General features: G+C 51.0%; 16 protein-coding genes and 1 pseudogene. 9 read left to right on the forward strand and 8 right to left on the reverse strand.

The window, feature by feature from the left end:
- Positions 1–72: 72 nt before the first annotated feature.
- Both BH714_RS22535 and BH714_RS22540 read right to left on the reverse strand, forming a co-directional pair.
- Positions 73–546, reverse strand: coding sequence for a DMT family transporter (locus tag BH714_RS22535; RefSeq protein ID WP_040018960.1), 474 nt, complete (start codon positions 544–546; stop codon positions 73–75).
- A 14-nt stretch (positions 547–560) separates the two neighbouring features.
- Positions 561–1,958 carry an amidohydrolase family protein gene (locus BH714_RS22540; RefSeq protein ID WP_040018961.1) on the reverse strand — a complete coding sequence of 466 codons (1,398 nt, stop codon included), beginning with the start codon at positions 1,956–1,958 and terminating at the stop codon, positions 561–563.
- Positions 1,959–2,100: 142 nt separating this feature from the next.
- Between BH714_RS22540 and BH714_RS22545 the strand changes: the two genes are divergently transcribed.
- Entirely contained in the window at positions 2,101–2,988 is an 888-nt protein-coding gene (locus tag BH714_RS22545) for a LysR family transcriptional regulator (protein WP_040018962.1), read from the forward strand.
- A 196-nt stretch (positions 2,989–3,184) separates the two neighbouring features.
- Here BH714_RS22545 and BH714_RS22550 read toward each other — a convergent pair whose 3' ends face one another.
- Complete coding sequence (locus tag BH714_RS22550; protein WP_040019080.1) at positions 3,185–4,078, reverse strand: LysR family transcriptional regulator; 894 nt, start codon at positions 4,076–4,078, stop codon at positions 3,185–3,187.
- Positions 4,079–4,194: 116 nt separating this feature from the next.
- Between BH714_RS22550 and BH714_RS22555 the strand changes: the two genes are divergently transcribed.
- The 3 genes from BH714_RS22555 to BH714_RS22565 all read left to right on the forward strand — a co-directional run bounded on the left by BH714_RS22555 (position 4,195) and on the right by BH714_RS22565 (position 6,358).
- Complete coding sequence (locus tag BH714_RS22555; protein WP_040018963.1) at positions 4,195–5,160, forward strand: aldo/keto reductase; 966 nt, start codon at positions 4,195–4,197, stop codon at positions 5,158–5,160.
- A 16-nt stretch (positions 5,161–5,176) separates the two neighbouring features.
- Positions 5,177–5,692: an NAD(P)H-dependent oxidoreductase gene (locus BH714_RS22560; protein ID WP_012540014.1), complete on the forward strand. Its 516-nt coding sequence runs from the start codon at positions 5,177–5,179 to the stop codon at positions 5,690–5,692.
- A gap of 93 nt (positions 5,693–5,785) precedes the next feature.
- Positions 5,786–6,358: a flavin reductase family protein gene (locus tag BH714_RS22565; RefSeq protein WP_040018964.1), complete on the forward strand. Its 573-nt coding sequence runs from the start codon at positions 5,786–5,788 to the stop codon at positions 6,356–6,358.
- A 236-nt stretch (positions 6,359–6,594) separates the two neighbouring features.
- Here the strand turns inward: BH714_RS22565 and BH714_RS23930 are convergent, their stop codons facing one another.
- On the reverse strand, positions 6,595–6,780 hold the full coding sequence (locus BH714_RS23930; RefSeq protein WP_072040330.1) for a winged helix-turn-helix transcriptional regulator: 186 nt from the start codon (positions 6,778–6,780) through the stop codon (positions 6,595–6,597).
- Between BH714_RS23930 and BH714_RS24545 the strand changes: the two are divergent.
- Positions 6,714–7,086, forward strand: a pseudogene (locus tag BH714_RS24545) (nitroreductase family protein); the annotation flags it as partial. The gene BH714_RS23930 and the pseudogene BH714_RS24545 overlap by 67 nt on opposite strands.
- Positions 7,087–7,294: 208 nt before the next feature.
- On the opposite strand, the gene BH714_RS22575 reads toward BH714_RS24545, so the two are convergent.
- Positions 7,295–8,485: a CynX/NimT family MFS transporter gene (locus tag BH714_RS22575; protein ID WP_040018965.1), complete on the reverse strand. Its 1,191-nt coding sequence runs from the start codon at positions 8,483–8,485 to the stop codon at positions 7,295–7,297.
- An 87-nt stretch (positions 8,486–8,572) separates the two neighbouring features.
- Between BH714_RS22575 and BH714_RS22580 the strand changes: the two genes are divergently transcribed.
- Positions 8,573–9,367: an AraC family transcriptional regulator gene (locus tag BH714_RS22580; RefSeq protein WP_040018966.1), complete on the forward strand. Its 795-nt coding sequence runs from the start codon at positions 8,573–8,575 to the stop codon at positions 9,365–9,367.
- Between the two features lie 152 nt (positions 9,368–9,519).
- Here BH714_RS22580 and BH714_RS22585 read toward each other — a convergent pair whose 3' ends face one another.
- Positions 9,520–10,422 carry a bacteriophage abortive infection AbiH family protein gene (locus BH714_RS22585; protein WP_004114645.1) on the reverse strand — a complete coding sequence of 301 codons (903 nt, stop codon included), beginning with the start codon at positions 10,420–10,422 and terminating at the stop codon, positions 9,520–9,522.
- An 86-nt stretch (positions 10,423–10,508) separates the two neighbouring features.
- Between BH714_RS22585 and BH714_RS22590 the strand changes: the two genes are divergently transcribed.
- The 3 genes from BH714_RS22590 to BH714_RS22600 all read left to right on the forward strand — a co-directional run bounded on the left by BH714_RS22590 (position 10,509) and on the right by BH714_RS22600 (position 13,497).
- Positions 10,509–11,426, forward strand: a complete 918-nt coding sequence (locus BH714_RS22590; RefSeq protein ID WP_040018967.1) for a hypothetical protein — start codon at positions 10,509–10,511, stop codon at positions 11,424–11,426.
- Between the two features lie 622 nt (positions 11,427–12,048).
- On the forward strand, positions 12,049–13,038 hold the full coding sequence (locus BH714_RS22595; protein WP_004114642.1) for a glycosyltransferase: 990 nt from the start codon (positions 12,049–12,051) through the stop codon (positions 13,036–13,038).
- Between the two features lie 3 nt (positions 13,039–13,041).
- Positions 13,042–13,497 (forward strand): hypothetical protein, encoded by a 456-nt coding sequence (locus BH714_RS22600; RefSeq protein WP_225373941.1) that lies wholly within the window; start codon positions 13,042–13,044, stop codon positions 13,495–13,497.
- A 79-nt stretch (positions 13,498–13,576) separates the two neighbouring features.
- Here the strand turns inward: BH714_RS22600 and BH714_RS22605 are convergent, their stop codons facing one another.
- A complete protein-coding gene (locus BH714_RS22605) occupies positions 13,577–13,951 on the reverse strand; it encodes a TA system toxin CbtA family protein (protein ID WP_040018968.1) in 375 nt (124 codons plus the stop codon).
- A 49-nt stretch (positions 13,952–14,000) separates the two neighbouring features.
- Positions 14,001–14,360: a type IV toxin-antitoxin system YeeU family antitoxin gene (locus BH714_RS22610; RefSeq protein WP_040018969.1), complete on the reverse strand. Its 360-nt coding sequence runs from the start codon at positions 14,358–14,360 to the stop codon at positions 14,001–14,003.
- Between the last annotated feature and the right edge of the window lie 19 nt (positions 14,361–14,379).

The raw sequence follows: 14,379 nt of genomic DNA on the forward strand, positions 1-14,379 counted from the left end.
CGCATCGCCTGACCAAAAACTTACGGCCATCTGCACTATGGCAGAGCGCCGTAAGGAGTAATTCCCACCCTGTCAGGGCAAAAAACGCGCTGAAAGTTTGTCACCAAAAAGCATGATGGCGAGACCTGCCAGCATGACCAGCATGCCCCCCAGTTTGAGCAGCGAAACCGGTCGCCTAACAGCACCCAGCAGACCGAAATGGTCAATCATTTGCGACGAGAGTAATTGCCCAACGATTGCCAGCCCTAGCAGAGCTGAAAAACCGATTTTCGGTGCCAGCACCACGTAGCTGAACAACGCACAGGCACCGATCAGGCCGCCCGCCATACTCCACGCAGGCTGCGAAGGAATAGCAGCGAGAGAGCTAAATAACCCTCCACGTAGCAGCGAGTAAATCCCGAGGCTCAACGCCCCGGCCGTAAAGGAAAAGAACGCGGCGGTGACCGGATCCCCTCCGAGTCCTTTTGCGAGCTGACTGTTCAGGGTCGTCTGCAGGGTAATACCAAGACCCGCTGCAAAAGCTATTACGTAATAAATCGCGCTCATGCTGTTATTTCCTGTCAGTTTGCCTGTACCAGCGGCAGGAATTTCTCCGCAAAGATGTCCGGCTCATACCCGGCTGCCGCAAATAGGTGCTCGCGTGATTCATCAATGGCGGCGCGAAGGCGCTCACTGTCCACACCCAGCACTTTGCCGTTCTGCTTGACGATGCGCCCGCCGATCATCACGGTATCGATATTGCTGCGTTCAGCTGCATGTACCACCGTTCCGAATGCATTTCCGTTCGGGTAAAGGTTGAGGTCAGCCGCGTTAATCAGGATCAGATCAGCCTGTTTGCCCGGCGTCAGGCTGCCTATTTTATCCTGCAGACCAGCACAAAACGCACCATCGACCGTTGCCGATTTAAGCAGCTGCGCTGCCGGGATCGTTGTCAATGAATGATCTGATTCACAGCAGTGCTGCTTATGCATGCCCATTACGCGCTGCAGATAAAACGCCACGCGCATTTCCATAAACATGTCGGTGCTGTAAGACGTTTCGTTATCCACGCTCAGGCCAGGATTGATGCCATGACGCAGCGCAGCCTCGATGGCAAACATCCCGCTTTCAATACCGTAGTGCGAATCTGAGCGCGGGCAGACGTTTACCCGCACGCCGGCTTCACGCAGGATTTCCCAGCCCTCATCAGGCAGCGCGGTACAATGGTTAAAGATATTGTCCGGACCCAACAGGCCCTGCTGATGCAGCGATTCAAGCTCGGAGGCCATCTCAGCACCAAAGAATTCGGTCACGATCGGCAGTCCCAGCCTGCGGGCCTCGGCCCACAATTCCGGCTCCAGCTGGGCCATGACGCCGAGCGTCACAAGACTATCAGGATTATCCCTGAAATATTTTTCCTGCAGACGCTGCCAGTTGCCAGGCCAGTGCGCTTTATCCCATTCGCCTGCTACCGGCGCACCGGACGCATGAATAGCGCGAATACCGGCATCAAGCAGGGCTTCAACGGCGGCGTCTGAATGCGCTGCGGTACGGCTGTTGTGCGAGTTATCAATCATGGTAGTGATACCCGCATCAATCGCGCCCAGCGCCGTCAGGAGATTACCGACATAGATATCTGCTGGCCGGTAGTATTTCGCAAACGAGAAGTGCGTGGCGTTGCTGTAATCGTCCAGACAGGTGGCATTGGGGTTAATACGGCGTAGCTGACCTTCCCAGGCATGACGATGAGAATCGACCATTCCCGGCATGGCAATCATATTTGTTGCATCAATGACGTGAGCACCCTCGGCGTTCAGGTCCTTGCCGATTGCGGTGATGGTTGAACCTGTGACAAGAATATCGCCACGTTCATGGTTACCAACATTCTCATCCATACTCAGTATGGTTGCACCGCGGATCAGCGTTACCGGCGCATTATCCGTATGATTATTAACAATATTTCTGATGTAATCGGTCATTTGAAGCGTCTCTTTCAGGTTCAGAAGGGAAACAATACGCCTCCTGTTTAAACTGAAAAAGATGACTAACTTGTTTTCATCATTCACAATTTACGAATAATGAGTATTATCACCGTTACATGCTATTCAGGAGTGCAGTCAGGTGGATCGTATTCAGGCTATGCAGGTTTTTATAAGGGTGGCTGAGGCCGGAAGCTTTGTCCGGGCCGCGGAAACACTTTCCCTGCCTTCTTCTACTGTTACCAGCACCATCAAAAACCTGGAGAAATATCTGCAGGTGCGTCTGCTGAACCGGACCACAAGACGTGTCAGCCTTACTCCGGAAGGTCTGCAGTATCTGGCGCAGTGCCGGGAAATCCTGGCCTTAGTTGAACATACGGAAGCGAGTCTGGCCGATTTGAACAGGCGCCCCCGTGGCCGTTTACGCGTTGATATGCCCGGCGGTATAGCGCACTTCATCGTCATGCCAAACCTGAAAGAGTTCTACAGCCGTTATCCTGACATTTACCTGATGATCGGCGTCAGCGACCGGCAGGTTGACCTGGTTCAGGAGGGTGTAGACTGCGTGATCAGAACCGGAGAGTTAATTAACTCCACGCTTGTAGCCCGTCCGCTCGGGGAATTTCGCTGGATAACCTGCGCCTCTCCCGACTATCTCAGGGAGTACGGTATTCCGCAGTCACCTGAAGATTTATCTCATCACCGGGCTATTCATTATTTTTCCGGACAAAACCGGCGTACAGACGAATTGCGTTTTGTAAAGGGAACAGAAATGCTGTCCGTATCCGTTAGGGGGCAGGCAGCCGTCAACGAGACGGGACTCTATATAAAAATGTGCCTTGAAGGGTTCGGACTGGCGCAGCTTGCTGAAAATGTTGTAGCAGAACACATGGAGAAAGGAACGCTGGTTGAAGTTCTGGCCGACTGGCAGCCGCCGTCTGTTCCTGTCACGCTACTTTACCCTCATCAACGTTTTCTTTCCCCTGCTGTACGTGCATTTGCAGACTGGATAGGTGAAATATTCAGTTGATACGCCTGTCACAGCTCCCCGTTGCACATTAAAAGTCGCCAGTATTCAGGCCCCCTGAAAGAACGGCAGACTTTGTTTCTGCGGGTAAGAGCATCCCGGAGCAGCGACTTCCCGCAGAAAGATTGTACTCAAAAATTCACATCTCCGTTTTATGGAGGACGCCGGCTAAGAGCGCCAGCCAAATCCGGGCCCGCTTTCAACTGAAGTGTCTGAGTAAAATACTTTCAAGGATGTGAAAAACGGTCCTGATGCGCTGCGGTACCAGGGTCTGGTAGGGCCGGTAAAGATAAAGCTGCCAGGTTTCCAGTTTCAGTTCGGGCAGGACATTGACCAGCCTGCCGTCTTCAAGGTATTTCCTGCAGGCCAGATTACTCGACTGAATGACAGCTTTACCGGCTAACGCAGCCTGGATCTCCGACTGGGAGTCGGTGGTAAAAAACTCCAGGTGGCGCGGTACAAAAGTATCAACGCCATCGAGCATATATTCGAATACTTTTCCGGTTTCAGGATTTAGCAGGCCACTGAAAGGATAGCGCTGGCGCAGATCTTCGAAATTTTCCGGCGCGCCCAGCTTCTCAATGAGCCCGGGTGATGTCATCAGTGCGTGATGAACCAGCGTAATGGGCCTGACGATAAAATTCGGGTTTGGCTCCCGCTCTATACGGATCCCCATGTCAATGCGGTTCTGAACAGTATCCAGCTTCATCATGTCTAACCGCCAGTCTATAAACAGCTCAGGATAAGGATCGAGGGAGGTAAGAAGCTCATATAACACCTGCTCGTGACCGGGAAACCGGAATAACGTGATCCTCACAACTCCCTTCATGTCATTGTCATCTCGGGCCGTCTGAAAAAGGGCCTCTGAGTCTTCAAGCAGCCGCATAGCCTTCGGCAGAAAAAGCTCACCAAAGCTGGTCAGCACAATTGATCGGGTATTCCGCTTAAAAAGTGGCTCGCCGAGCTGATTTTCCAGCTCGGCAATAGTCCGCGTCACCACTGAAGGGGAAATGGCCAGTCTGACTGCTGCTTCACGAAAGTTCATCGTTTCTGCAGCGGCAACAAAAAATTTCAGCGCATCAAGTTTATTCATCATTATTGTGGTTTTAGCAATTCTGACTTTCTAAATTAACAATTTTTCAGCAACAAATCCAGCCGTATACTGTACGTCTCAGAATCAGAAATGCTTTAAAAAAGGGTTAAATAATCATGAAAATGAGAAGGTTAGGTAGCCAGGGGCTTCATGTCTCGGAAATGGGACTGGGGTGCATGGGCATGGACCATGGCTATGGCTATTCAGTTGAAATCCGTGAGCGAACAGAGCTGATAGACAAGGCTGTAGAACTGGGCTGCAACCTTTTCGACACTGCCCCCATTTACGGATTTGAAAACGAAGAACTGCTGGGTGTTGCGCTCAGCAAACACAGGGACAACGTTATCATCGCGACCAAATTCGGCGTGACCGGAATGGAAAACATTGATGGACAGCTGGTGCCGGTATTAGACAGCCGTCCGGCGTCTGTCAGAGAGCAACTGGAAGGTTCACTCAGTCGCCTGCAAACCGACCATATCGACCTGTTTTATCAGCATCGTGTCGACCCAAAAGTTGAGCCGGAAGTGGTGGCGGGATTAATGAAAGAGCTGATCGGGGAGGGGAAAATTAAGTACTGGGGCTTATCCAATGCGCCCGTATCTTATATTCGCCGGGCTCATGCGATCTGCCCGGTCACCGCAGTCGAAGACCAGTATTCAATGATGTGGCGTAAACCTGAGCAGGATTTGTTCAAAGTCTGCGATGAACTTGATATTGGCTTTATGGCCTACAGCCCGCTGGGTAATGGATTCCTGAGTGGTCAGGTTACCGCTGATACAACTTACGGGGAAGGCGATTACCGGGGCATGATGGGGCGCTTCAAACCTGAAGTAATGGTAAATAACCAGGCGCTACTGGATTTGATTGCTCAAATCGCGGAAAGAAACAACGCAACTTCAGCACAGATTGTTCTTGCCTGGGAGCTGGCTCAGAAGCCTTACATCGTACCGATCCCGGGAACAACGAAATTACACCGGCTCGAAGAGAATTTTCACGCCGCAAACGTTCAGCTCAGTGACGCTGAATTAAATGATATCAATGAAGCTTTATCCCGGCTTGAAATTGACGAAACATTCTTCTGAAAAATAAGAGATCGACATGAAAACAACTGTATTTGTTACCCACCCCAACATTAATCAGTCACGGGTAAACTCAGCCCTGGCAAAAGGTGCAGCATCACTGACCGACGTTGAAGTGCGTTATCTGTATGACCAGTATCCGGATGGCAAAATCGACGTGGCCGCTGAACAGGCTGCACTGGAAAAGACGGATCGTATCGTGCTGCAGTTTCCTATGCAGTGGTACAGCACGCCGCCACTTCTTAAACAGTGGCTTGACGATGTACTGACGTACGGCTGGTCACATGGTGGAGAAACACAGGCGCTGCGCGACAAGCAACTCATGCTGGCCGTTTCGCTTGGTGGTGCAGAGTCTGCCTATCAGCCTGATGGCGCTGCCGGACATACGGTAGGCGAGTACCTGCTGTCTTTTGAAACCATCTCCGGGTATCTGGGTATGAACTACATCAAGCCGTTTATTACAGGCGGAAGCGCGACGATAACTGACGAAGAAATCGCAGCTCAGGTCGAACAATATAAAACGGTATTAGCCTGATTACCTTCGGGCGACCATCAGTGTTTTAACACGCCCTCAAATGTGCCGTTGCCGTTAACGGCACATTTTTTATCAATGGGAAGGAGAAATCCTGTGTCTTTACAGCCAGTTGAACTGAATAAAGCATACCGATTATTGCAGGTCGGCCCTACTACAATGATTTCCGCTAAGCATAATGGTAATGCCAATGTGATGGCCGCCGCATGGGTGAGTCTGGTAGGAATCAATAAAGTCATGGCGTATATCAGTCCGCAGGCTTACACCCGTCGATTGGTGGAAGAAAGTGGTCTGTTTGCCGTACAGATACCTGTAGTCAGCCAGATGGAAACCGTTTTGTACGCAGGTGAACACAGCTACCGTGACAGGCCTGACAAGAATCATAAAATACCGATGTTCTACCTGAAAGAATTCGATGTTCCGCTGGTAGAGGGCTGTGCTGGCTGGCTTGTATGTAATGTGATACCTAACGCGGCATATGAGCTGGAACATAATCTGTTTATGGGAGAAATTGCCGGCGCGTGGAGTGACGATCGGGTTTTTCGCAATGGGCACTGGATATTTGATGAAGCACCTGACGAATTACGAACCATACATTATGTCGCCGGGGGACAGTTTTATGCCATTGGCAAAGGAACCCGGTTTGACCATGGTCCGGGCAAAGACTAATACGCGAGTACTGCTTGTACTGATACAGTAAAATGCAGGGGCTGGTTGTTAACATGCCTTTCTGTTCCCTCATGGCCAGCAGGCGATGTCGCCTCTGAGCCAGCAGGGGACGCCGCTTTTCGGCGCCCGCACCCTGCATTCTTATATGCTCCTGTTAGCCCGTAGCACTCATCAATGAACAATGGCATGTCACAGGGAAGGATCAGTGTCTTTAATCAGAAAGTGACAGTTTTGTTCTACCCACCGGTTGAGTTCATTCGCTGCATGAGGGACGTTCCCAGTTCCGCGAGTGCATTTTCGACTTTGGGCGGTACTTCTCGAAAGACAGTGCGCGTAACAAGATTCCTGCTTTCAAGTTCCTTTAGAACGTTTCTCCGGCACCTCAGATAAAATAGACGGGTTTGCAGCGGCTGCCGGCTCAATACTTTTTTCGAGGATCAGTATGTTGTCAAGTCACAACAGGAGCAGTTTGCGGCCTATGCGGACAATTTCCCGGCACAGCACAGCTATCGCTCAGTATGCGGTCTGGCTGGCGCTGGTTGAAAAAGGAATTGGTGCCAACCTGCAGCATTATAATCCTCTGATCGATGAAGATATTCGCACTGAGTGGAATGTTCCTCCATCATTGAAACTCCGCGCACATGAATTTCGGTGCTATCCTTTCACCCGCCAGTGAAAAAGCCTTTATGGGTGATGAAAAGCGATTCATCGTTGCCAAACAATCCTGAGGCTTTCTTATTATATTATTACTGACCGCGGCCGCCCTGAGTTTCAGGGCGGCCGCTGAATGTTACGCTCGCCCTGAACGGCCTTTTCACCGAAAAGTCCGCTCATCGGGATAGTACAGATGGCTCCGGTACTATTAAGACGCTTCAGAACCTCAATGGAAAGCATCCGCTTTAGAAGTTCAGCTGGTACCCTCCAGTGTAAGCCCATTCAGCCCGGCTGCTGTACAGGTTCCAGGTGTACATCTCGTCCGGCAGCCATTCCGGTGCAGGCTCCTGCAACTGAGATTGCTGTGGTCATCAGTAATGGTACGGTCCAGCCTCCGGACAACTCCTGTACTTTACCCAGCAATAGCGGTCCCATCGCCGCCATCAGATAACCGATACTCTGCGCCATGCCTGACAGCGCGGCAGCATCACCCGCGTTTGTAGTGCGCAACCCGATGAAGGTCAGACCCAGCATCATGCTGGCACCCGAGCCGAAGCCGAGGAGTGCAGCCCACAGCATCGCCAGATTTGGCAAATAAAGGATGCCAATAAAGGATACTGCGGTTAAAAGGCTGACACCAGCAGCGGCTAATTTCTGATCGTTAAGACGACGCAGCGTGGCTGCCAGAATTAAGCCGGGAATAGCGGTGGTGAGCTGAAGGATGCCATGTACCTCACCAGCCTGAGCTGAGGATAGCCCACTGCCTGTCAGAATGACTGGCAGCCAGCCGACCGCAACATAAAAGGGCATCGCATTCAAGCCCATAAACATGGTGACCTGCCACGCCAGAGACGAGCGCCAGACCGCAACGGTCGCTGCTTTTTTCTCACCTGCTACTGGCAATTGATGCTTTTTCTTCAACTGCGGCAACCATAAAAGCATCGCAAAGAGCGGTGCAATAACCAACATGGCTAACGCGATGTTCCAGCCCCAGCTCTGCGTCAGAGGAATGACAATGGTAGAGCCGATGGCGCCAGCGGTGCCCATGGTGATGGAATATGCTCCCGTCACGGAAGCCACGTTTCCGGAAAAGTCACGTTTAATCAGGCCAGGCAGCAGGACATTGCCCAGGGCAATCCCGATACCAATTAATACTGTTCCGCCATAAAGCGCCCAGACGCTGTCTGTTGAGCGAAGCACAATCCCCGCTGAAATCACGACCAGGGCACCAAAAAGGGTGCGTTCCAGGCCATACTTGCGGGAAATCGATGCGCTCAGTGGAGAAAAGGCGGCAAAGGCCAGTAAAGGCAGCGAGTTAAGCAACCCAACGGCTGTGATACTCAGCCCAAAATCATGGCGAATGGACTCTAAAACGGGTGCGATAGCGGTAAAAGGAACACGCAGGTTAATGGCAATAAAAAGAATGCCGATCACAAGTATGATTGAAGACCACTTGTTCGTCGTGTGGGACATAAGTTTTGCTTTCTCTGAAAAAAAGAAAGACTTTAAAGGACGCATGAGTTACAGAATATAGATAATCTGACAACATATAGCTAAATCATGCCAGTTAATAAAAAACCGGTGACCTCACCGGAAGAGTTTAATGCCGATGATTTCAGTCAGGCCGCTATCGCCCTGCATGTATCATCGTCAGGCGAGTATGCCGGGCAGCGTCCGCACGCTCATCGCAAGGGGCAACTTATTCTCTCTATGCGCGGTGCAGTGCGCTGTGAGGTTGACGATGCGCTGTGGCTTGTTCCACCGGGGCATGCCGTCTGGGTTCCGGGAGAGATCCCGCACCGTTGCCGGATCACGAAGAATGCAGATACGTGCTTTTTATTCATCGAGCCCGGCGCAGCAGCGATGCCGGAAATTTGCTGTACCATAGCGGTTACACCTCTGGTCCGCGAGCTTGTTCTGTATCTTGCAGAGCAGGAACATACTTATTCTCCTGACAGTAAAACCGCCAGGCTTGCAGCGGTGCTGCTGGAGCATATTCCGGATGTGCCGGTCGAAGCACTCCATCTTCCTGTATCAGATCATCCTAAAATCCGGATTATGGCTGAGGCACTCTTTAATGAGCCAGATGACCGGCGAACGTTAAAGCAATGGGCTGCTCATCTGACCATCAGCGAGCGATCTCTGGCCAGGCTGATAAAAGAGGCGACAGGAATGAGCTTTGGCCGCTGGCGTCAGCAGCTGCATTTGATGATTGCACTAAGCCATCTGTCTGAAGGTCAGCCCGTGCAGCGCGTAGCCGGAACTCTAGGGTATGATTCGGTAAGTGCGTTTATTACGATGTTCAGAAAAGCGCTGGGTAAATCACCGACGCAATATTTCTCTTCCCTGGATTAGTGCACAAGCACAGAAGTCGAATTTATTTAAATAACACCAGCGTCCGCTTTTCGCTCTAAGCTGCCGTTCAGTTGTCTCTGAAAGGAGACCGCCACTCTCTGACCCGGGCTGCAGATGGGTATACCATCGAACCTATCTGATACTGGACACAATTACAGCTTATCCCATAGCGCTTTTCTGACAGAAGCTGGTCTGATCTCCATTAGTTCAAGATTACGGGATTTCTCATCCCACTCCTCTTCACTGCGACACGCTATCACCCATTGTGCCGCTGCAACGGATTTCTGCAGAAAAAGAGCCTGGAAATAAGCCGCATCAACTTCAGACAGAGAATGGCCTAAAATCACCACCTGCTTAACCTCGCTCAACTCCTCAAAAATAAACTGGTGTTTAGCAATAAGCTTCTGTGAAGGCTTAAAAGTCGCGAAGAAATAGTCATCAATGATGCTGTTCGCTTCCATGAGCCGGGTATCAATCTCTGCAATATCGGCTCTTTCGTTGAGAGAAGGGCGGGATCCCGGCTCCCAGGCATGCCCCAGAATCAAATCATCGTCCCTCGTCTCCGCAGAACCGTGGATGTGAAGAACACGCTCCGGTTCGACTCCATAGACACGACTAAGTGTATTGGTGTAATTAAAGCTCAGGAAAATTGCCTGTGGATCCAGCTTAGTCAAGCGGTTAGGTGCATTTTTACACGAGGGTATCGGCAACTGACGGATCCACAGTCCGAATTGGTAACGCAGACCCTTAGAAAGGCGTTTTATTACCTGCTCCACCTCATACTGAAAATCATGATGACCAGCATCACTCCAGACCTCATTGCCGTAAGAGCTCATGAAATGGCCAAGATTGTTGATAAGCACGTCGGCATCAAGACCTGCTAATGCAGTTTCAAGATCACACCAGTCACCATCCACGGGTAGATATTCTTCAACGTCCCGGTAGATATCCGAATCCGTGGCCCGGAGGAATTCCTTAAAATGCCACAGGCTTGAGGGGATGCAATGCCTGAGATCGAAGCCATTTCCGATAACATAGAGTGTTGTAGTCTGCATAGACCCTCTCACGACGCATTGTGCGTTGAAATAACTGAACATCTCCTGTTTTATATCAGTAGATACCCTAACCACACCGGAACATTATGGAAAAAATCATCCCGACAGTAGTTCAGTTTATCAAGCTTGGTGAGGCTGGTGAATGGGAGCGGCAGTGCCTGTCGGATGGCACACTTCGGTTTGGTTATCATCAAACCCCGAACAGTCTCTGTGTTGAGGAACGATGGGAAGATGTTCATGATATTTGGCTTAACATCCGTGATAGGCGGCAAGCCGTCGCGACCAGTGACGTAAGGCAGATTAGAACTTTCTACACGGCAGGAGCAGAGACAGTATTCATCACCTTTTGGGGCGGGTTTCTTTACTGGTGTCGCCCCACAGGCCAGGTAGAGGTCCTGGAGGATGGAAGTCGACTCCGAAAGACGGTTGAAGGGTGGAAAAACACCAGTATTGGTGGTGCGCAGCTAACGACGGATCACCTGAGCGGTGACCTCTTAAAGGTTCAGGGGTACCGGGGAACGATATGTAACGTAAGCGCACATGATTATGTTGTTCGTAAAATAAATGACGTAGATCTATCTGCCGTTTCAGCGGCGAAAAAGGCTGAGGAGGCATATCTGACCGCGATAAAAAATCTGTGCCAATTGCTGACTTGGCAGGATTTTGAACTACTGATTGACCTTATTTTTTCAACCAGTGGGTGGCGACGCACCAGCATTGTCGGGAAAACACAAAAAACGCTGGATCTTGAGCTTGAATTGCCTACCACCGGTGAGAAAGCGTTTGTACAGATAAAATCGCATGCGAATGCAGGTGCCCTAAGTGAGTATGAAAAACGTTTCAGGGAAACTACTGCTTATAAAAGAATGTTTTTTATCTGGCACAGCGGGCCTTTATCCGAAAGTATCAAAGCCGACTGCATTACGTTAATCGGCCCCGATAAGTTAGCCGGGCTCATTCTGGACAGTGGCTTAACAAGATGGCTTCGTAAAAAAGTTTCGTGATATTCCGGATTTACCGTTAACGCATACGCAAAGCATCTACGTGACAAAAACCTGCAATGCCATCTTACGTTACGACACCATTAGCCCCAGCCGTCAGGCTCGAAGCGCATTCCCTGGCGATTCGGTGGAGCTTGCCGGCGTGCCGGTTAGCTGAAATACGGATGGCGTGTAACGCAGAGTGAAAAAGATGATCGATTAAACCGATCGATTTATAAAAATTGATCTGCAAAATGAATTATCCGGCCCGGTAGTGCCTGTGATAAATTTCCAAAAACTCATTTAACGTATTGTTTATTAATTTATTTTCTGTCTTCTGGCGGGCGGCCTTCTTTTGTCCTGCGGGCACGGCACCGGAATGCGATAGCAGGTGATGGAATGAAAAAATGTGCCAGATGTAACAAGAAAAGAGGCGTTCTGGACCGGCTTTTCGGGCTTGATAAAGAATTCTGCGATGACTGTCTGATGGTGGTTAACCAGGAAATCAGAGAAAAACGGGTGGTGTCCACACCAGCACGAAAATCACCTGAACGCTCTGCCTGATAATGTTTCTTACCCGGCAGGTTATTGCCCCTGATGGGGTGACAGCTCTGAAGTTTCCCTCTGCTTACATTCCATTTGTTCAATGAAAATCAACATCGATATCAGCGTCATCATTCCTGCCTTCAATGCGGCTGACAGCATCGGGGTTCTGGTCCAGACACTGCTTGGCGAAACAACGCTCAGTACTGAAATCATTGCTGTGGATGATGGCTCTACCGACGAAACATGGACGGTACTCAGCGCCATTACAGATGAACGGCTTATTCTCATTCGTCAGGAAAATCAGGGGGTGTATGCTGCCCGTAATGCTGCACTGGCGATTCACCGTGGCGAATGGGTGGTGTTCCTGGATGCGGATGACCGGGTTGCGGCAGATTTTCTGCAGGAGCGGCTGCGCACAGCACGCGAAGCACAGGCCGATGTCGTCTTTTTCAATGCCCGGCATACAGACAGCGTCGGACATCTGCGGCATCCCGTTCACCGCAGACAGCCTTACGGCCAGACGCTGACGGGTCAGCAGTGGATACGCCATTGCGTCAGCCAGAGGGAATGGCCGCATTATCTGTGGCTGCAGATAATCCGTTCAGCGTATATTCGTGAGCATGACCTGCGATTCCAGGAAGGGAAAAGCCACAAGGACATTCTCTGGACGATACAGCTTGCCGCCGCAGATGGCCGATTTTATTTCTCTGACAGACAGGATTACCTGTGGGTGAATAACCCGGCGTCAATTACCCACAGCCCGGATTATTACGATATCCGCGCGTTCAGCTATTGCGACGTGATTGCAGATATTCTGGCACTCAGTACACAGACGCAGTACCGGTCTGTCAGACGAGCGCTAGTCGGGCATGCGCTGGTGGAAAGCCGCCATTTTCTGGGCCTGTACCGGCGCAGGGTGAATGACCGGCTGGCGATCCGGGCGCGTTTTCGTGCGCGGATAGCCTTTCGCCATCTGGTATCCGGCGTGAGCAACCTGAGCGATGTCTTTTTCCTCCTGAAGCTGGTCCGCAATATTTATCTGCCTGGTGTCCGCAATACTCCCGCAGCCGTTTCGCAGGTGCGGCGTTAATCCATGGATATCGCAACGCTTCTGGCGCGGTCGTGGCAAACTGCGACAACGGGTGATGACTCCATTCGCTCCGCAAGGGATATCGTCGAACACTGGTATGATAAAGGCGGTGACCTCACCCGACGGACCCGACGGTTTATGCGGCGGGAATGCCTGTGGATAGCCGCACATTACCGGGACACTGAAACGGTACTCACCCGACAGTTTCGCCTGCTGGCCGTGTTACTGTATCTGGGCGGTTATTTTCCGAAAGGAAATGCGGAAGGCATGCTACCGGAGAAATGGTTCATTTTACTGAACGCCCCGGAATTAAGCCCCATCCTGACAGACGATACGGCCCCTGATGTTCTGGCGGCGTCCTGCCACACCCTATTCTATCTCAGACGGATATCTCCGTTAAGGTGTTACCGCCATACGCGCTGTCTGAGCGAACATCTGTTTCAACTAATGGAGATCTGATAAAAGCGCCAGTCTTTGTACTGGTACCTGAGGGGCTGATCGCTGACGGTGTTGGCGTCAACGATCAGGGCTAACGTCATTATTTCCCTCCGCTGAATCTGCCACCTGTGATGTCAGTAACGGTTTTATATCCCTTGCGGGTCATCAGCCCGGTAGCCTTCCGGGCTCGGAGCATATCAAGGCTGCCGATAAACGGAGACTGCTCTTTCACGCTGAAGCCGTGACGGTCAGTACGCACCAGGTCGTACTTTTCCACGATAAAATTTACAGCGTCACACAGTGAGATTCCCGCATCAATGTGTTTCTGGATCACACTGTCGTTGCCAAACGGCGTGTCGTTGAGGGTAAGGCCGTAGTGTTGCTCCAGCAGATACTCCAGTAATTTTTGCCAGATTTCGACTGATGACAGACGTGACGATGCCGCCCTTTGAGGGGGCAGGGATTGTATTTGCATGGTTTGCGCTCTTTGTTGGCTGGTTTGATTAAGGAAAAGCGTTTGGGATTTATGCGGTTATTGCAGATGTCGGATAAATTACGATATACAAATAGCCACAGGAGCCGAGCGTATCAGCCTCACATATCAGCCCTTTTGCGTGGAGCGTGATGCAGCGCTGAATGTGGGGCGTGAGTTCGCTGCTGGCCAGCATAAGCTCCATCTGCTTCATCAGTACCGGAAATGCCTGGTCCAGATGGCGTAAATCTGTGTCATTAAATGTCCCGGCAATGCTGGCGCGGTCAGCAAGGTAATGCAGGCGGTTACCCTCCTGTACCAGCCGGGCACCCAAACACGGCGTGATGTTGCGTCTGAGGCCCCACCAGGGTTCCGCGATGTTATGGTTGATTATACGGGTTGCTTTCTTCATGTAAGTACTCCTTAACGGT

Origin of the sequence: Enterobacter ludwigii (genome assembly GCF_001750725.1) — a bacterium.
GTDB classification, from domain to species: Bacteria; Pseudomonadota; Gammaproteobacteria; order Enterobacterales; family Enterobacteriaceae; genus Enterobacter; species Enterobacter ludwigii.

Bases quoted from the DNA above. Each gene is read 5' to 3' on its own strand.
- BH714_RS22550 (WP_040019080.1), bottom strand. From the start codon at position 4,078: ATGAATAAACTTGATGCGCTGAAATTTTTTGTTGCCGCTGCAGAAACG.
- BH714_RS22535 (WP_040018960.1), bottom strand. From the start codon at position 546: ATGAGCGCGATTTATTACGTAATAGCTTTTGCAGCGGGTCTTGGTATT.
- BH714_RS22560 (WP_012540014.1), top strand. From the start codon at position 5,177: ATGAAAACAACTGTATTTGTTACCCACCCCAACATTAATCAGTCACGG.
- BH714_RS22605 (WP_040018968.1), bottom strand. From the start codon at position 13,951: ATGCAAATACAATCCCTGCCCCCTCAAAGGGCGGCATCGTCACGTCTG.
- BH714_RS22575 (WP_040018965.1), bottom strand. From the start codon at position 8,485: ATGTCCCACACGACGAACAAGTGGTCTTCAATCATACTTGTGATCGGC.
- BH714_RS22600 (WP_225373941.1), top strand. From the start codon at position 13,042: ATGGATATCGCAACGCTTCTGGCGCGGTCGTGGCAAACTGCGACAACG.
- BH714_RS22595 (WP_004114642.1), top strand. From the start codon at position 12,049: ATGAAAATCAACATCGATATCAGCGTCATCATTCCTGCCTTCAATGCG.
- BH714_RS22555 (WP_040018963.1), top strand. From the start codon at position 4,195: ATGAAAATGAGAAGGTTAGGTAGCCAGGGGCTTCATGTCTCGGAAATG.
- BH714_RS22610 (WP_040018969.1), bottom strand. From the start codon at position 14,360: ATGAAGAAAGCAACCCGTATAATCAACCATAACATCGCGGAACCCTGG.
- BH714_RS22540 (WP_040018961.1), bottom strand. From the start codon at position 1,958: ATGACCGATTACATCAGAAATATTGTTAATAATCATACGGATAATGCG.
- BH714_RS22585 (WP_004114645.1), bottom strand. From the start codon at position 10,422: ATGCAGACTACAACACTCTATGTTATCGGAAATGGCTTCGATCTCAGG.
- BH714_RS22590 (WP_040018967.1), top strand. From the start codon at position 10,509: ATGGAAAAAATCATCCCGACAGTAGTTCAGTTTATCAAGCTTGGTGAG.
- BH714_RS22580 (WP_040018966.1), top strand. From the start codon at position 8,573: ATGCCAGTTAATAAAAAACCGGTGACCTCACCGGAAGAGTTTAATGCC.